Source organism: Nonomuraea dietziae (assembly GCF_014195505.1).
GTDB classification, from domain to species: domain Bacteria; phylum Actinomycetota; class Actinomycetes; order Streptosporangiales; family Streptosporangiaceae; genus Nonomuraea; species Nonomuraea roseola.
In genome coordinates, this window is the sequence record NZ_JACIBV010000001.1 from 5,418,186 (window position 1) to 5,432,326 (window position 14,141).

15 protein-coding genes are annotated in these 14,141 nt (G+C 63.2%); 12 read left to right on the plus strand and 3 right to left on the minus strand.

Translation table 11 applies throughout. The features are described from left to right. Nucleotides 1–127: 127 nt before the first annotated feature. Entirely contained in the window at nt 128–730 is a 603-nt protein-coding gene (locus FHR33_RS25815) for a hypothetical protein (protein WP_183652697.1), read from the minus strand. Nucleotides 731–1,118: 388 nt separating this feature from the next. On the opposite strand from FHR33_RS25815, the gene FHR33_RS49220 reads away from it, so the two are divergent. From FHR33_RS49220 to FHR33_RS25840, 5 genes are all read left to right on the plus strand, one after another. Next, on the plus strand, nt 1,119–1,328 hold the full coding sequence (locus FHR33_RS49220) for a hypothetical protein (RefSeq protein ID WP_221241245.1): 210 nt from the start codon (nt 1,119–1,121) through the stop codon (nt 1,326–1,328). A 562-nt stretch (nt 1,329–1,890) separates the two neighbouring features. Further along, nucleotides 1,891–2,529 (plus strand): hypothetical protein, encoded by a 639-nt coding sequence (locus FHR33_RS25825; protein WP_221241246.1) that lies wholly within the window; start codon nt 1,891–1,893, stop codon nt 2,527–2,529. After that, nucleotides 2,526–4,466: a coiled-coil domain-containing protein gene (locus FHR33_RS25830; protein WP_183652700.1), complete on the plus strand. Its 1,941-nt coding sequence runs from the start codon at nt 2,526–2,528 to the stop codon at nt 4,464–4,466. The genes FHR33_RS25825 and FHR33_RS25830 overlap by 4 nt, the downstream gene beginning before the upstream one ends. A 54-nt stretch (nt 4,467–4,520) precedes the next feature. Beyond that, entirely contained in the window at nt 4,521–6,470 is a 1,950-nt protein-coding gene (locus FHR33_RS25835; RefSeq protein ID WP_183652703.1) for a hypothetical protein, read from the plus strand. A gap of 889 nt (nt 6,471–7,359) precedes the next feature. Then, nucleotides 7,360–7,722, plus strand: a complete 363-nt coding sequence (locus tag FHR33_RS25840; protein ID WP_183652706.1) for a hypothetical protein — start codon at nt 7,360–7,362, stop codon at nt 7,720–7,722. 117 nt (nt 7,723–7,839) lie between these two features. On the opposite strand, the gene FHR33_RS25845 is transcribed toward FHR33_RS25840, so the two are convergent. Both FHR33_RS25845 and FHR33_RS25850 read right to left on the minus strand, forming a co-directional pair. Next, complete coding sequence (locus FHR33_RS25845; protein WP_183652709.1) at nt 7,840–8,406, minus strand: DUF6461 domain-containing protein; 567 nt, start codon at nt 8,404–8,406, stop codon at nt 7,840–7,842. A 74-nt stretch (nt 8,407–8,480) separates the two neighbouring features. Continuing rightward, nucleotides 8,481–8,969 carry a hypothetical protein gene (locus FHR33_RS25850; RefSeq protein WP_183652712.1) on the minus strand — a complete coding sequence of 163 codons (489 nt, stop codon included), beginning with the start codon at nt 8,967–8,969 and terminating at the stop codon, nt 8,481–8,483. A 675-nt stretch (nt 8,970–9,644) separates the two neighbouring features. Between FHR33_RS25850 and relB the strand changes: the two genes are divergently transcribed. The 7 genes from relB to FHR33_RS25885 all read left to right on the plus strand — a co-directional run bounded on the left by relB (nt 9,645) and on the right by FHR33_RS25885 (nt 14,089). Further along, entirely contained in the window at nt 9,645–10,484 is an 840-nt protein-coding gene (gene relB, locus FHR33_RS25855) for a type II toxin-antitoxin system RelB family anti-toxin (protein WP_183652714.1), read from the plus strand. A gap of 91 nt (nt 10,485–10,575) precedes the next feature. Then, the gene (locus tag FHR33_RS25860; RefSeq protein WP_183652717.1) at nt 10,576–10,983 is read left to right on the plus strand and encodes an ATP-binding protein; all 408 of its coding nucleotides are present in this window, start codon (nt 10,576–10,578) and stop codon (nt 10,981–10,983) included. A 454-nt stretch (nt 10,984–11,437) separates the two neighbouring features. After that, nucleotides 11,438–12,232, plus strand: a complete 795-nt coding sequence (locus FHR33_RS25865) for a sigma factor-like helix-turn-helix DNA-binding protein (RefSeq protein WP_221241247.1) — start codon at nt 11,438–11,440, stop codon at nt 12,230–12,232. Between the two features lie 2 nt (nt 12,233–12,234). Beyond that, the gene (locus tag FHR33_RS25870; RefSeq protein ID WP_183652720.1) at nt 12,235–13,056 is read left to right on the plus strand and encodes a protein phosphatase 2C domain-containing protein; all 822 of its coding nucleotides are present in this window, start codon (nt 12,235–12,237) and stop codon (nt 13,054–13,056) included. 129 nt (nt 13,057–13,185) lie between these two features. Continuing rightward, complete coding sequence (locus FHR33_RS25875) at nt 13,186–13,590, plus strand: plasmid replication, integration and excision activator (protein WP_183652723.1); 405 nt, start codon at nt 13,186–13,188, stop codon at nt 13,588–13,590. Continuing rightward, nucleotides 13,587–13,853 carry a hypothetical protein gene (locus tag FHR33_RS25880; RefSeq protein WP_183652725.1) on the plus strand — a complete coding sequence of 89 codons (267 nt, stop codon included), beginning with the start codon at nt 13,587–13,589 and terminating at the stop codon, nt 13,851–13,853. The genes FHR33_RS25875 and FHR33_RS25880 overlap by 4 nt, the downstream gene beginning before the upstream one ends. After that, a complete protein-coding gene (locus FHR33_RS25885) occupies nt 13,850–14,089 on the plus strand; it encodes a hypothetical protein (RefSeq protein ID WP_183652727.1) in 240 nt (79 codons plus the stop codon). Before FHR33_RS25880 ends, FHR33_RS25885 begins: the two co-directional genes overlap by 4 nt. Nucleotides 14,090–14,141: the final 52 nt, after the last annotated feature.

Below are 14,141 nucleotides of genomic sequence, written 5' to 3' on the forward strand. Positions count from 1 at the left end.
CTCGTAGCCACCCTCCCCACGAAGGCGGTGGTCGGCGCAGCGTTCGTGCCCCCGACGGTTTCGCGTCTCGGGGGCCACGAACGACGTCAGGGGTACCGGGCGTGCCCGCCCGTCGCTCCGAGCCAGCTCAGTCGAGCTGCGCTGGTTGGGCAAGAGGATCCCACTCGATGGCGACGAGCCTGCCATATCGGCTGGCCAGCCTGCGGCGTAGGTCTTGGTCGAAGGTATTCGTTTGGAGGACGACCCGGTTGAGCTCTGGGCTGATCCCCATGCCGAAAACTTCGGGTTCGTCGATCGGCCTGCCTTCCATCTCCATCAGCGCTTGCAGCGCGGCCTGGCTGTTCTCCGCTGGCCGTACCTGAGGCATGACCGCATAAGGGGTGCTCACGCCATCCGGCGAGTCCACTCCTGAGATCAGGGGTGAGGCCAGTTCGCGTCCCCGCATGGTGACGTAGGGGGCGACCAGCCGGTACGGCTCATGCAGGATGTACGGTGGGGCGAGATCGTGCGGGTAGGCCTTGGCCCGCCGCTCGGCAGCTTCCAGGGCGCGATGGAACGGCCGAATGCCCTCGTATGACCTGAGCATCACAGGGGACACGGGTTGGTAGTAGACCTCGACCGCGTCCTCCGTAGCGGGCTGCACGATCACTCGCCACTGGCCAGGCAGGAACGCGGGCGCTGCCGTGATGGCGTAGACAGCGAACAGCGCGAAGATCGCCTTCAGTCGCATGCGCGATGAGTGTAAGGCACCGCTCGCAACATGATCAGCCACACGAGTCTTGGAGGTGGCACGAGCAGTTCGAGTGTCTGACTTCCTGCCGGCAACTCTCACAATCATGCTGAGCGCGGGGCCTGACCTGGTCGGGAAGCGCTCTGCAGGAGCAACCCTTGGCCGTGGTTGACCCCGGCATCGGATGGCCAAGGCCGAGGCCGAGGTTACGCAGAAGGTCGTCGCGGGCGCTCCAGTCGCACATCAGGATGTAACCGGCGATGTGCTCCACGGCCCTGCTCATCGAGCGCACCCAGAGCTGGAAGGCCATCCTGCGACAGGCGGGCATGCGTGTCGTCCTCGTCCACGACGCGCGCCATACCCCGCGACGCTCCTGATCGAGCAGGGTGTGAACATCCGGGTGGTTCAGGAGGTCCTCGGCCACACGCGAGTCACCACGACCGAGCGATACACACATGTGTCCACACCGCTCATGCGAGACGCCGGCGAACGGCTCGCCTCCGCGTTGTGGGACCAGGTCGTTGCAACCATATCTGCAACCACAACAATGCAGAAAATCAGAAAGGCCCTCATCCCGGTTTCGGGTGAGGGCCTTTGATCTGCGGAGGATCGGGGATTTGAACCCCGGATGGTGTTGCCACCAAACCGCATTAGCAGCTAGGGGCTTGGTCGTTTCAGGGCGTTCAACGTGGACCGATGTGTCTGGACGGTCGCCCTGGAACGGGCTGGTACGGCGCGGAACTGCAACCCAAACTGCAACCCGTGATGATCTCCACCCATGCCAGCGAGTCCCCGCCGCCTGATCACCCCGTCTGCCGTCGACTGGCCCGTCCGGGTCGATAGCGGGCGGGATGATCAGGTTCCACGTCAACCACCGACCACTCCAGCATTCACATGCACGTCGTCCACCCCATCCCGGAGCCGGAGTGCCCTTCGTAGGATTCGGCTCCTGATGTTTACAGGTGCAGGCGGACACACTAGATCACTTGTCGGTTACAGATGAGTGTTGAGCCGCTCCCTTCCGTCCCCTCCTGTGGTTTCGTGAAATTGCGACGCCAGTGTCGATCGTCGCTCTTCTCTGGGGTTTGGAAACGAGCAGACAGGGGCCCGGTGTGGGGGAGTCGCAAGGCACTCGACGCGCGAGTCGAGTGCAGGACGCTGTGCGGCTGCTGTTCATCCTGGACCGATGCGGGGAACCGGTCGACGCAAATCAGGACTCCGTCCCAAGTGGTGCCGTCTGCGTGTTGCGTGGACAGAAGAGGCTGCAGGCCCTGGATTTCTGGCTCCGCAATCCCGACTACTTAGCGGACGAGCTGTTGGCTCAGATAGAGAACGGCTCAGCTGAGGACGTTGAAGACGCACTCATCCGGGCGACCACGCTCATGGCGGGCGACGAGCCGGACCTCAGTAGATATCCGATGATCCGCTGGCGCTTCGGTGCCTGGGAACCGTTGGACGATGCGCTTTCACTGCTGGTGGCTCACGGTCTCATCTCCGTCGTCCCGATAGGCGCCCCGCCATCGCAGATCGATCGCTGGGATTACTACCTGCTGGAAGCTGGCCGTGATCTTGCTGCGGAGCTTCGCGCAGAAGCGCCTGACTTGAGGTGGTACGACGAGCGAGTGACCACGGTTGTGATGGTCGCGGGAGACCGCAGCGGTAATCAGCTCAAGGAGATCCAGTACAAACAGGCTGAGTATGAGCGCACAGCGTGGCGTACCAGCATCGACAGCATTACGGAGCGTGTACGAGGCCGCTTGGAACGATTGAAGGACCAGAGAGCGGGGCTAGTCAGATGAGCGACTTCACACAGGCCGTGGCCAAGCGAGCCGGAGTCAATGCTGATCAGGCCGCTGATGTTCTGGCGAGACATGGTGTACGCGAGAGCGGCATTCTGCCCAAACCGCATCGGCTGCTCATCACGAGCATCGCATTCACCGGGAAGAAGAGCGGCACTTCAACTGGCTCGATCAACTTCGAGTGGCACCTGGCCTCGGGGCTGTGGTGCCTGGCTGCCGACAACCTGCGGGGCAAGAGCAGCGTACTCGAGGTGATCTGGTGGTGCCTGCGAGGCGAGAGCAACTTGCAGGCGGACGTGCGTCGTTGGATCCATCGAGTTCGTCTGACGGGCCAAGTCGACGACGAGCCCTTCACGGTGGCTGTCGATGCCGTAGATGATCAGCTGATCGGAAGCCTTGAAATCGGAGCACAGGGCCAGGCCACGAATTTCACAGGTGAGCAGGAATTCAGTGCCACCATGGGCGCCTTCATGATGGATCGCCTTGGCCTGGAGCCTCTGCGCGGATGGCGCAGGGACACTGCGGGTAGCCCAGCGGAACCCGAGGAGGCAGACGGGCAGCTCACCGTAACGGGCTGGCCTGCCTATAGCCACGCGCTGATGTGCCGCAACCGTGAAAATGATGCTCTACTCGGAGAGACTGCGGCTGGCGGAACCATGATCAGCCTGCTCCAAATGTTCGTTGGCCTTCCATGGACCACTACGCGTCGGGACGCAAGCGCGGCCCTAGAAGTCCTACGCCAGGGCCTCCGAGGAGAGCGCCGCAGAGCTCAGCAAGATCTTGATGCTCGTGGCATCGGGGTGGAGGAACTGGAGAAGCGGCTCGCAGAAGCGAAGCGCGTGGCTGCTCAAATGGACGTCCGCAGTCTGGAAACGGCTGTCGGTGACGTGGAGACCCTTGGTGCCAAGTTGACCGAGATGACCGCTCGACATGCGGAGCTCGTGCAGCAGTCCAGTATCGCCCAGCAACAAGCGGATGACCTGCGGGAGACGCTGACCGCTGATCGGAGCCGCCTTAGAGACCTGCGTGAGACGGCTGTCGCTCAACGCTTCTTCGGCGCGCTGAAGCCGACTTGCTGTCCTCGATGTTCAACAACGCTCGACAAACTCGCTCATGCTGATCTTGGCGAGCTGCATTGCGGGCTATGTGGCTCCGAGCCCACCGCCCCGTTGGGGGACAACGGCGCAGCCGAGGAACTCGCCGCGGCAATCGACATCCTTCAAGGCGCCTATAGAGAAGCACGTCAAGCGGCCCAGCAGACAGCTGCTGCCGTTCAAGCGTCCTCGGCCACGCTTGAGGCGATCCGGACGGCCTTCCGCGATGCGCAGGCCGGGCTACCGCAAGAGGCTTCCTTGCGGGCACACCTGGCCGTCGCGAGGTTGGAAGGCGCTCTAGCCGAGCGCCATGATGCCCTCTCGCGAGCTCAGCCAAAGATGTCCACGGTCGAGGAGACCATCCTTGAGGCTGCAAGGAAGGAAGCAGACGTACGGGCGAAAGCGGCCTCTCAGCAGCTCCTGGAGCGGGTTAGTTCGGAGATCTGCCGGCTCGCCGTCCGTTTGGGCATGAGCGAACTTCAAGAGATCAAGCTGCTGGGCAACGGCACGCTCAACGTGACAAAGGGCAACAGTAGGACTGTCTTCACGAAAGTAACTCCCGGTGAACAACTTCGCCTCCGTATAGCTACGCTGCTTGCGCTACTGCGCGTCGGGCACGAGTTTGGTGTCGGTCGCCATCCGGGTCTCTTGCTGTTGGACTCGGCTGGGGCGCAGGAGACCAAAGCCTCCGATCTGGCTGAGGTCCTAAGCCAACTCCAGACCATCTGCCAGGAGACTGACGGACTGCAGATGATCACTGCCACTGCAAACCGAGAAGTAGCGGCCAACGTGGTTAGCTCTGATCGACTTAGGGTGTCGGCTCCGGGGGAAGCAGTGTGGTGATGCGGAACCCCAATTGATCATTTCCTGTCGACTCGCCTCGTGGAAAGGCGTACAGTGACCCCGCTTGAGATGCGCTTCGCTCAGCCAGGCGACCTGCCTACGCTTCAAATTCTTGGCGGGGAAGACGTTGTCTGGGACCACATGGAAGTCCTGGAAGGTTCACCCGTTTGGTTCCGTGTCGCAGAGACGCTTCTCGCAGAATGGGACACGCTCCGCCACCCTGAGAAGGCGGCCAAGCTCATCACGGAAGCTCTCCGTCGCACCAATAGCGCGGCAGCGGTCGATGATGTTCTCGACCAAGTTTGTGATCACTTCGGATACCTGCAACGTGCAGATAGCAGCCTCGCTTCTCTGGCGCTAGACCGCAGTCGGCAGCACGACAGCCCTCTCGTCGCAGAACTGGCGGGCATGTTTCTGGAAGCAGCCATGCGGTTAACGTTGGCAGGTGTCGGATCGCGCTACGGAGTCTTGGCTCGCCTTGTGGATCGCGATGCCGTAAGTGCTCCAGCGGCATATAGCCGTCGTGTCGTCCGGCTTCTTGGTATTGCGTACGAGCATTGGCGTGACACAGATCTACTCGAAGCGCTGCGTGGCTTTCTGGGTACTGCCGTACACGGTGATGCTTCTTATGAGCTGGCAATGTGCCACATATCGGACGCCTTCAATGCTTCCGAACGGCCTGAACTGATGAGATCCTTTGCTTGTGCGCATGGTCATCTGCGCGCCGCGATCGAGGGCGATGAAGACCGCCCAGACGCTAGCGCATACCTTGCTGCAATCGAAGCGGTACTGGCATTTGAAGCTGGTCGTACCGACGTGCTTAGCAACGCAAGCAAGAAGCTGCGCCGCCACATCACTGAGCACACCATGTGGCTTACGCGGGCTCGCAATCGATGGGCTGACGGACGATACGACATGGAGGCCGCCTGGTACGACTTGAGCATCGATCTCGAAGAGGCTAGCTTTTTCCTAGATCAGCCTCTCACCGTTTGGCCGACGCGAACAGTTCAACACATACTCGCGGTCTACACCGCGCACCGGGCCGTGCGGATTGGACCCGAGAGGGAAAGTGCCCCCGGACTCCAATTTCTCATCGCTCCACGAATCGAAGGCGCTTTCGTTCGTCGGGATGGGCTGCTGCTGCACCTTCGCGCCATGTTGGCCGAGCCTTCGCCTAACTGGAACGCCGATGCTGCAGAGGAATTACGGGCTGCTGTAGAAGCCCACCTCCATCTAGGTGTTCCGCCCCCGGGGGTGGATGACTCGGGAAAAGCCCACGTGGCGGCCCGGTTTCCCCGTTTGGCCGCCGCGATAGGTGACCCGCTCCTAGCTCCTTTTTCAGAGGCAATGCTAGGCGAAATGGAGCGTCAGCTGGCGGATCGCGAGGTGGAAATTGCGGCCGACCTTCCTGTGGCGCAACAGGCTATCTATAACGAGATTATCTCCGCTCTGGAGGAGTGTCCAGATTTTCAAGGAGTTGTGCGGCAAGGGTTTGTTCGTTTGACGACTCAGCTCATTAGATTCCTAGCCAATCGCACAAATCGTGGTCGCGCTCATCATGCTCCGCGTTTCGCATATCTATTCGCGCCAGCGCCTGGAGGTAAGCTGCCGCTGGAGAGCGAGCTACAAGAAGATCTCCAGGATTATCTAGACGGCAATTTGGAGGATGTTGACATTGAGGTCTGGGATCGCAGTGGAGGTCGAGCTGATATTGTTGTTAGATTTCCTGGTTTTGAGATAGTTATCGAATGCAAGCGGACGAAGGGGAAGACCACCCGTGAGGGCCTGCGTCGCTACCTTGGACAGACGGTTGCCTATCAAGCTGGCGGAGTCACGCTTGGGGTGCTTGCCATACTCGACTTGAGGCCAAAGCCGGACTGGATTCCCAACATCCGTGACAGTATGTGGGCTGACCGCATCCAGGCCCCAGAACCCTCTCAGCGAGATCGGTGGGCCGTTGTAGTCCGCGTCCCAGGCAACCGCGTAACTCCTCATGACATGTAGCTCACAGTTCTAGGTCAATATGCCGCTGAGTGACGGCGAACGGGCATCCCAAATTCACGGAACGGCCACTTAAGGCAAAGCTAGTTTCCGCCTGGAGCCAGCTGCTCGCTGAAACTCCGACCGTTCAGACCCGTCCGGCTCAACTCATGATTGTCTGTTCGGGTGGCTCCCCAGGTGGCTCCCCGAAACCGGATCGACGCCTTTCCCCCAACCAGGGAGCCCACCCACGTACTTACGAGGGGACCGACCCCAAACCCGCAGTCCTGAAACGATCTTCACCTCAGTGATGAGTACTCTGTCCCTGTGTGCACATACGCGATGGTCACCTACAAGGTTCACTACGTGTGCGTTCCTTGCCGTCAGAGCCACAAACTCTCCTGGGACGGCGCAGAGCACCTCTGCACGCGCTGCCAGAGGCCGATGCTCTTCGCCGGCCATGACTTCGCCGCACCGCGCAAGACCCAAGACCGCCATTGGTCGGCAGTCGCGGCTGTTCTCGGAGCAGGACTTCGCTACGACGGATTCGAGACCTGCGGCTGCGCCAGGGAGCCGAAATACCGTCCGCGCACGAGCTCACAGGTCAGGGCACGGCGCAGGGCGGCAGCGCGCAAAGGATTGACCGAAGCCGAAGCACTCGCACTACGCGACCCGGCCTACGCGTAGAACGCTTTCGGGCATCCGAACCAGCAGCCACCGGATTAAAAGATCCAGTTCGGCCCGTTCCGGATCGTTCAATGCAGGTCAGAGGGTGTGGGCGGTCCATCTGAACGGTTTTGAACCGTCTCGTATTGCAATCCGAACTGCAAGCCTGGCGGCTCGCTGATTCCAGCGATCACAGGGGAACTTGAGGGCTGTTGCAGCCTGCGGCGGCCCTGACAGAGTGGGCTGCATGATCGAGATTGACGGGCCTTTCTATCGCGTCAGCGACCCGGGCTTCGAGATGATGATCCCTGCATGGGAGGGGTACGCCCCCGAGACCGCTGATCAGGCCGACGCGACCATCACATTGCCAGATGGCACCCGTCGGTACGCGACGTTCATGACACTTGGCGTCGTCAGCGGGATCATGGATCGCTGGCAGGAGACAGGCGAGCACCTCAACGGTCGGTACTTCTCCTGCTCGGATCTGATCATCATCCGCCAGCCTGGCTTCGCCTCGATGGTCGCTGCCATACAAGACATGATCGCAAGCGGAGACATCGAGCATGCATGCGGCCTTCTTCCGCCCGATGACGAGGAGGATGCGGGTTAAAAGTGGATCTAGCCGTTGGTGGCGAGATGCTTCGTGACCTGCGGCCCGCCACGCTGGTGATCGGTTAGCCGATCAGCCATTCCGCGCATATTTCCGGATCTTCATGGAGCGGCGCGGTTACACGTAGGGGTAGAGATGTTCTGTTGAGCCGACCAGGGCAGTTCGTCCGTAACCGGCACGTGGCAAGTGAACGCCTGTAGCTCGTTCCGCGAGGGCCAGGGCGGCTGAGGTGGGCTCATCGAAACCTGGCTCGTCGCCGTCGATGACCATCCCTAACTCCACGACGTCGGCCGCGAGTCGGTCTGGATCGGTGCCCTCGCGATAGCGGTAGCCGTACAGGCCGAAGGTGGTGATCAGGCGGCCGCCCTCGTAGAAGGCGAAGTCGGCTCTATTGATCGTTACTTGTACGGCTGCAGCGGATGAACCCTCGGACAGGAGGTCGGATTTGTCGTAGACGATGCCTGCCCAGCCGTCTTCGATCAGGACTGTTCCTCCACGAGTTCGACACGCTGCGACACCGAACCCGTCCCCGACCAAGGGACTGCCGGGGATGACGCCGATCCGTCGCAAGGCTTCTTCGGGGGACATGTCCTGTACGAAGCTGACGCAGAGCCAGGTCTCTCCCACGCCATCTGTGAACTCCTGATAGAGCCATTCGTAGGTCGCCGCCATAGCCTTGCTCATAGACGCGAGCCTCCCGTAGCCGGACAATCTCGATGATCCTTCCAGGCAAGCCCGACAAGTTCCTCGCCCGCGTTCTATACGCACGTCCAGCAATAGATCATCTGGTCTTCTGCTTGCGCCCGTTGAGCGAGATCTCTCAGCTCTACTATCAGTGTCGTCAGGTAGCCCTCGTCGGGGCGGCCGAAGAACTCTTCGATCTGCCCCCACCGTTCGGCAAGATCGGCCAACCGGGCGTCAGGCACGCTGGCCAGCGAGTCGCGTATGTCGGCGGGGAGTTCCTCGATACAGGGCCCCTCCTTGTACGGCGAGTCCTCCGGCAGCGCTTCCCACTCCTCCAGAGAGTTAGGGCCGCCCTCGGGCGGTGGGTAGAGGGTGATCGTCCGGATGAGATCCAAGTCGTAGGGCACGTCCCTGATGAGGGCGACGAGCTGCCCAAGGATGACCCCCGGATCAATCCCCTTGGCGTCCACAGCGTCGAAAGCGGGACTCGTGGACACGGCGCGGGCCCTGTCCGGCTCGGCCATGGCGGCCTGCCTGTCAGCCGCCCTGTAGTAGTCGTACAAGACCCCCACTGATCCCCCGGTCAAGGTTGTTCTGCCTGCTATGTCTGGCGACAGATTAGGGGCCGTATGTATGTGCGAAAGAGGGTTTGCTGGTGATCCCCAAACACTCCCTGCCCTGATCGTCCCGTCACCGTCGTCCCACCCGTCAGGGAAGCGGGCCGGGGGCCAGTGGTGAAGGTGGAGCTCCCCACTGGAAGAACGACCTTCGCCACTGGCCCCTGGTCTGCTGGGCTTGTCCTGGGGCGATGGTGACGGGACGGTCAGGCTTCCACCTCAGCCACTGATCGCCTGGTGCTTGTCGCGATCATCCTTGATCCCGAGGGCCCCCGCCGGAGGCATTCGGTTGAATGCAGTACCGGGCTGAGAGACGAGAGCGTGTAGCGGTCGGCGTCAATGCGCAGCACCCGAAGGGCCGCGTAGCGGTTGAGGCCGGCGGCGGAACGCTCGACCTGGCCGTGAGTGCCTTTGGGTTCTGGTCGACTTCATATCCGTTGGCGCGGTCCGAGCACGGGCGCGCGCGAGAACGGCCCCGAGGCCGCACGCGCAGCGTGCGGCCCGAGCGCAGGGCCGCGCCTGGCGGTGCGTAGCGCCGCCCTTGATACCTATGAGAACAATTCGGCAGTGATCTGGATCAGCGTCTGAATCGATCGTTGTGCGGGTGGTAGAACGCTGGATGTGGACGATCGTCGGGACCGCCTGCGGGCGCTGGGTGAGTTGCTCCGACGACTGCGTAAGGACGCCGGCCTCACTGGGAAGGATCTGGCGTCGCGGGCTGGTGTGACTCAGCCGACGATCTCGCAGATCGAGACGGGCCAGCTGCTTCCGCTGCCTGAGACTGTCGAGCGTCTCGTTGAAGCTCTCGAGCTTTCCCGTGAGGCGCGAGTCGAGTTGGACGGTCTCCTCAAGCGCCTGCGGGACGAGGTCTCGCGGCTGAAGGGTGGCTTGGCGGGTCGGGAGTCGGCGAACGCGGCGCGCGTCCGAGCGGCGCATCAGGTGGCCTCGTTCCAATCGGCAATGATTCCGGCCCTGCTCCAGACGGCCGAGTATGCGCGGTTGGCGCTCTCGATCGGAAGGGACGTCGATGAAGAGGCCGTGTCACGGGCCGCGGCTGTACGTGTCGAGATGCAGAGCATCCTCTTCCAGCCGGGGCGGGAGTTCTCGTTCGTCCTCACCGAGGGGGCTGTGAGGACGTGGCCAGGGCCGGCGTCCCTGATGCAGGCGCAGCTTGATCGACTGGGGCAGGCGTCCACGCTGCCGCACGTGCGGGTCGGTGTGGTGCCCTGGTCGGTGCAGGTGCCGCGCTTCCCCCTCCACGGGTTCACGATCTTCGATGGCTCGGCCAGCATGGTGGAGAGCCTGACCGCTGAGCAGACCTTGACCGACGTCGATGACGTACGGGTTCACGTGGAGACTTTCGACGCGTTCGCGAGGGTCGCCGTCTACGGGGAGGAACTGCGAGCGCTGCTCGGTCGCATCGCCACAGAGTTCCGGCAACTCGACTCTCAGTCGAAGTAGCTTATTTATAAGTGGAATAACTTGAGTCTCGCCATGGGCACTCATACCCTGACGGCATGGATGTATAGCCCCCTAGACATCGGAGTCGTCCATGTCCTCCTGGCGCGTGACCCGAGTGTTCCTCGGCTCGGCCATCTCGGTGCTCGAAGCTCGCCGCTTCGTCACCGCCTTCCTCCCGACCTGGCCCGATCTCGACGACGCCGTCCTCATCGTGAGCGAGCTGGCGACCAACGCCGTACGGCACACCAACAGCGGTCGCCCTGGTGGCCGCTTCATCGTCTCCCTCGAAGTCATCGGCTCGACCTTGGGTCTGGCCGTGCAGGATGAGGGCGGCCCGCGCTCCCCTCGGCTCCTCCCCCTGTCTCCGACAGAGATGGGCGGGCGGGGCCTGGCGCTGGTCTCGGGACTGTCCGTGAAGTGGGGCGTGGCTGGCGACGAGAACGGACGAACCGTGTGGGCCGTCCTGGAAGCGACACCCTTGGCCATGGCGCGGTCCTGATGTGCTTCTCTCCGCACCCGGCACCCCTGTGGCCTCAGTACCAAGAGATCGACTGGCAACCTCCGCGGCGAGACGGGCGGGTTCGCGTGGTCGAGTGGACCTGCGACTGTCGGCGACCCGTGTACGAACTGTGCGGCTCGGGCGGTCTGTACTATCTCCGCAGAACCGCTCAAGGAGAACGCGCCGCCGAGTCCGTGCGGGCCGTCTGGGCGGAAACCCACAGGCTGTGGATAGCGCTCCTGACTGGTCGAGCCCGTTGACGCGCGGCGTCCCCAGACGGCGGTCAGCGATTCGGGCAGTAAGTCGAATAACCGGCGAAACCCTAAAGCCTGTGCTGTCAAGGGGGATAGACGGTGATTCGTCTAGGGGCCTAGACTCGGTGGAGCACCATGGAAAGGGAACCACCGTGCCACCGAGTGACCTTGAGCGGATCGCCGCGATCGACGATCCCTACTTGCTGATCCGCCAGGCCACCGAGCGACTGAGCGCGGCCCAACAGGAAGTGACCGAGCTGGCACGGCTTCGCCGCCGAGTGATCCAGGAGCTTCACGCGCAGGGCATCTCCTATGCCCAAATCGCGCAGCGGGCTGGCCTGTCCCGCGGGCGTATCCACCAGATCAAGCACACGGGGCCGGCACCGGAGGGTGTCTTCCTCGGTACTGGCACGATCACGCTGGCAACGCCTCTCAAGCGGGAGGCCAACAACGCTCGTCCCGTCGTCGCCATGGAGGACGTCACCGCCGCCAAGCGTCTGGAGGACCTGGCGCGCGGCTTCGATCTGTCCATCAACCTCGAACATGTCCCCCTCGATGGCGACTTCGACCTGAACCGGCCGAACCTCATCGTGATCTGCGGGCCGAGGCTCTCCCCCGTCATGGGGGCGCTGTACGAGTCGGACCCGGTGCTGGAGTGGGTCAAGGAAGGTGCCTGGACGCTTCGGGACCGGCGTACCGGCGAGACCTACCGGTCGGGAGAGGATTCCGACCCTGTGCGCCCGATCGACTATGCGTACCTCGGTCGGATGTCCCGTCCGGACGGCAGGGGGAACCTCCTGGTGTTCACCGGCATCCATCCTCAGGGCACCCTCGGCGTGGTCGACCTCATCACGTCCGAGATCGCCACGCTGTGGGGACAGGTCGGCGAGGAGCGGTTCTCCACCGTGGTCGAGGTGGAGTACGACCCGGCGACCGGGGAACCCGTCAGGGCGGAACTGGCAAGTCCGCTCTACCGCCACGACGAGGAGAGTTAACCGTGCGCGTCGCCCTCGCCACCCAAGCGGCCCCCGGCCGCCCCAACGAGGATTTCGCCGGTGCCACGCCCGGCGCTGCCGTCCTCCTCGACGGCGTGGGCACGCCGACCGGCTCGGACTCGGGATGCACGCATGGTGTCCCCTGGTATGTGCAGGCGCTCGGCTCGACACTGCTCGCCGGGATGAACCAGAGTGAGGGCTCGCTGACGGAGGTCCTGGCCGACGGAATCAAGGCCGTCGCCTCGATGCACGACTTCGTATGCGATCTCAGCCATCCTGGCTCGCCGTCCGGGACCGTGGTCATGCTGCGCCGTACGGCAAATGCAATCGACTGGCTCGTCCTGGCTGACTCGGTCCTTGTCTTGGACGTCATCGGCGCCGCCGAACCCATGGTGATCTGCGACGACCGCGAGGCCCAGGTCGGCGAACGCTATCGGAAGGCCATGGACGCCCTGGCGGCTGACACTGTCGAGCACGTCGCGGCGCACCGAGCTTACGTGGAGACCCTGCGCGATCATCGCAACCGGGACGGAGGGTTCTGGGTCGCGGCGGTTGATCCGTTGGCCGCCGACCAGGCGTTGACCGGGACCGTGCCCGCCGAGAGTGTGAGAGCCGCCGCGCTGCTCAGCGACGGCGCCTCCCGGCTGGTCGACCGCTTCGAGCTGATCACCTGGAGACAGGCCCTCGATCTCCTCGACGAGTCAGGACCGGACGAGCTGATCCGGCGCGTCCGTGAAGCGGAGGCCAGCGACCTGGACGGTGCCCGGTGGCCTCGCGGCAAGACGTTCGATGACGCGACCGCTATCCACTGGACGTTCTCCTAAGCAAATTCGTCCACCCCCCTAGACAGTTCCCGACCGTCGATTTACCTTCATTGCATAGCCCCCTAGACACCGAACCTCGGAAGCGGACCCGCCGCACTGTCTAGGGGGGTACACAGGAGGTAGAGAACGATGGCCATCCAAGGCCCCATCCCCATCGGCTTCGACCAGGTCTTCCCCCACGGCTGCTATCTCGTCGGCGAAGTCGAGCAGGTCAAGGACTTCGACGCCTCGGCCAACGGCCGCACCGTCTTCGCCAAGGACAAGGCCACGGGAGAGCTGGTCTGGCAGGTCGCCGTCATGGACGCCGACCCCGCCGCAAAGATCTCCCAGAAGACCATAGCCGTGAAGATCCTGGCCCCGACCCAGCCCGTTGCCCCGCCCGCGGCACCCGGACTCCCGATCATCCCCGTCGAGTTCGACGGCATGACCGTCACGCCGTACGTCGCCCAGAACACCGGCCGCCTCGCCTACTCGATCCGCGCGACCGGGATGCGGGCTCCTCGCACGCACGCCAAGCCCAAGGACCAGGCATGAAGCGCCCTCGCCCGGTCTCGGTGATCACCCTCAAGTCGAGCGGCCCGTCCAGCGCCAAGTCCCACCCGTACCCGCGCAGGACCCCGGTCCTCGCTCTCGACTTCGACGCCATCTCGGTCCTGGTCACCACGTCCCACAGCAACCAGATCACCCCCGCCGACGTCGCGTTCGCCCGCGAGCTGGCCAAGGAAGCCGCGGCCTTCGCCGTCGCGGTGGAGCGGATGTTCCGCTCCCTGCCTACCCCCACGGAGACACCGAAATGAGCCGCACGGTCAGCAGCCACTCCTTCAAGAGCGGCGAGAGGGCATGGGCGACCTGCCACACCTACAGCAACCGATCTCCGATCTTGGCCCTCTATATGGGCCCGTTCAACGTGTCGTTCTGTCCGGCCATCCCGGACGAGGTGACGGATACCGACCTCTCGTTCGCCAGAGATCTGGCCAGGAGCGCGGCCGCCTACCTCGCCGCGTGCGAGCGCTTCCACGCCAAGCAGGCGTGATCTGCAAGTGGGCCGCCAGAAGCGCCAACTTCCGGCGGCCCTGGTTCTCCCC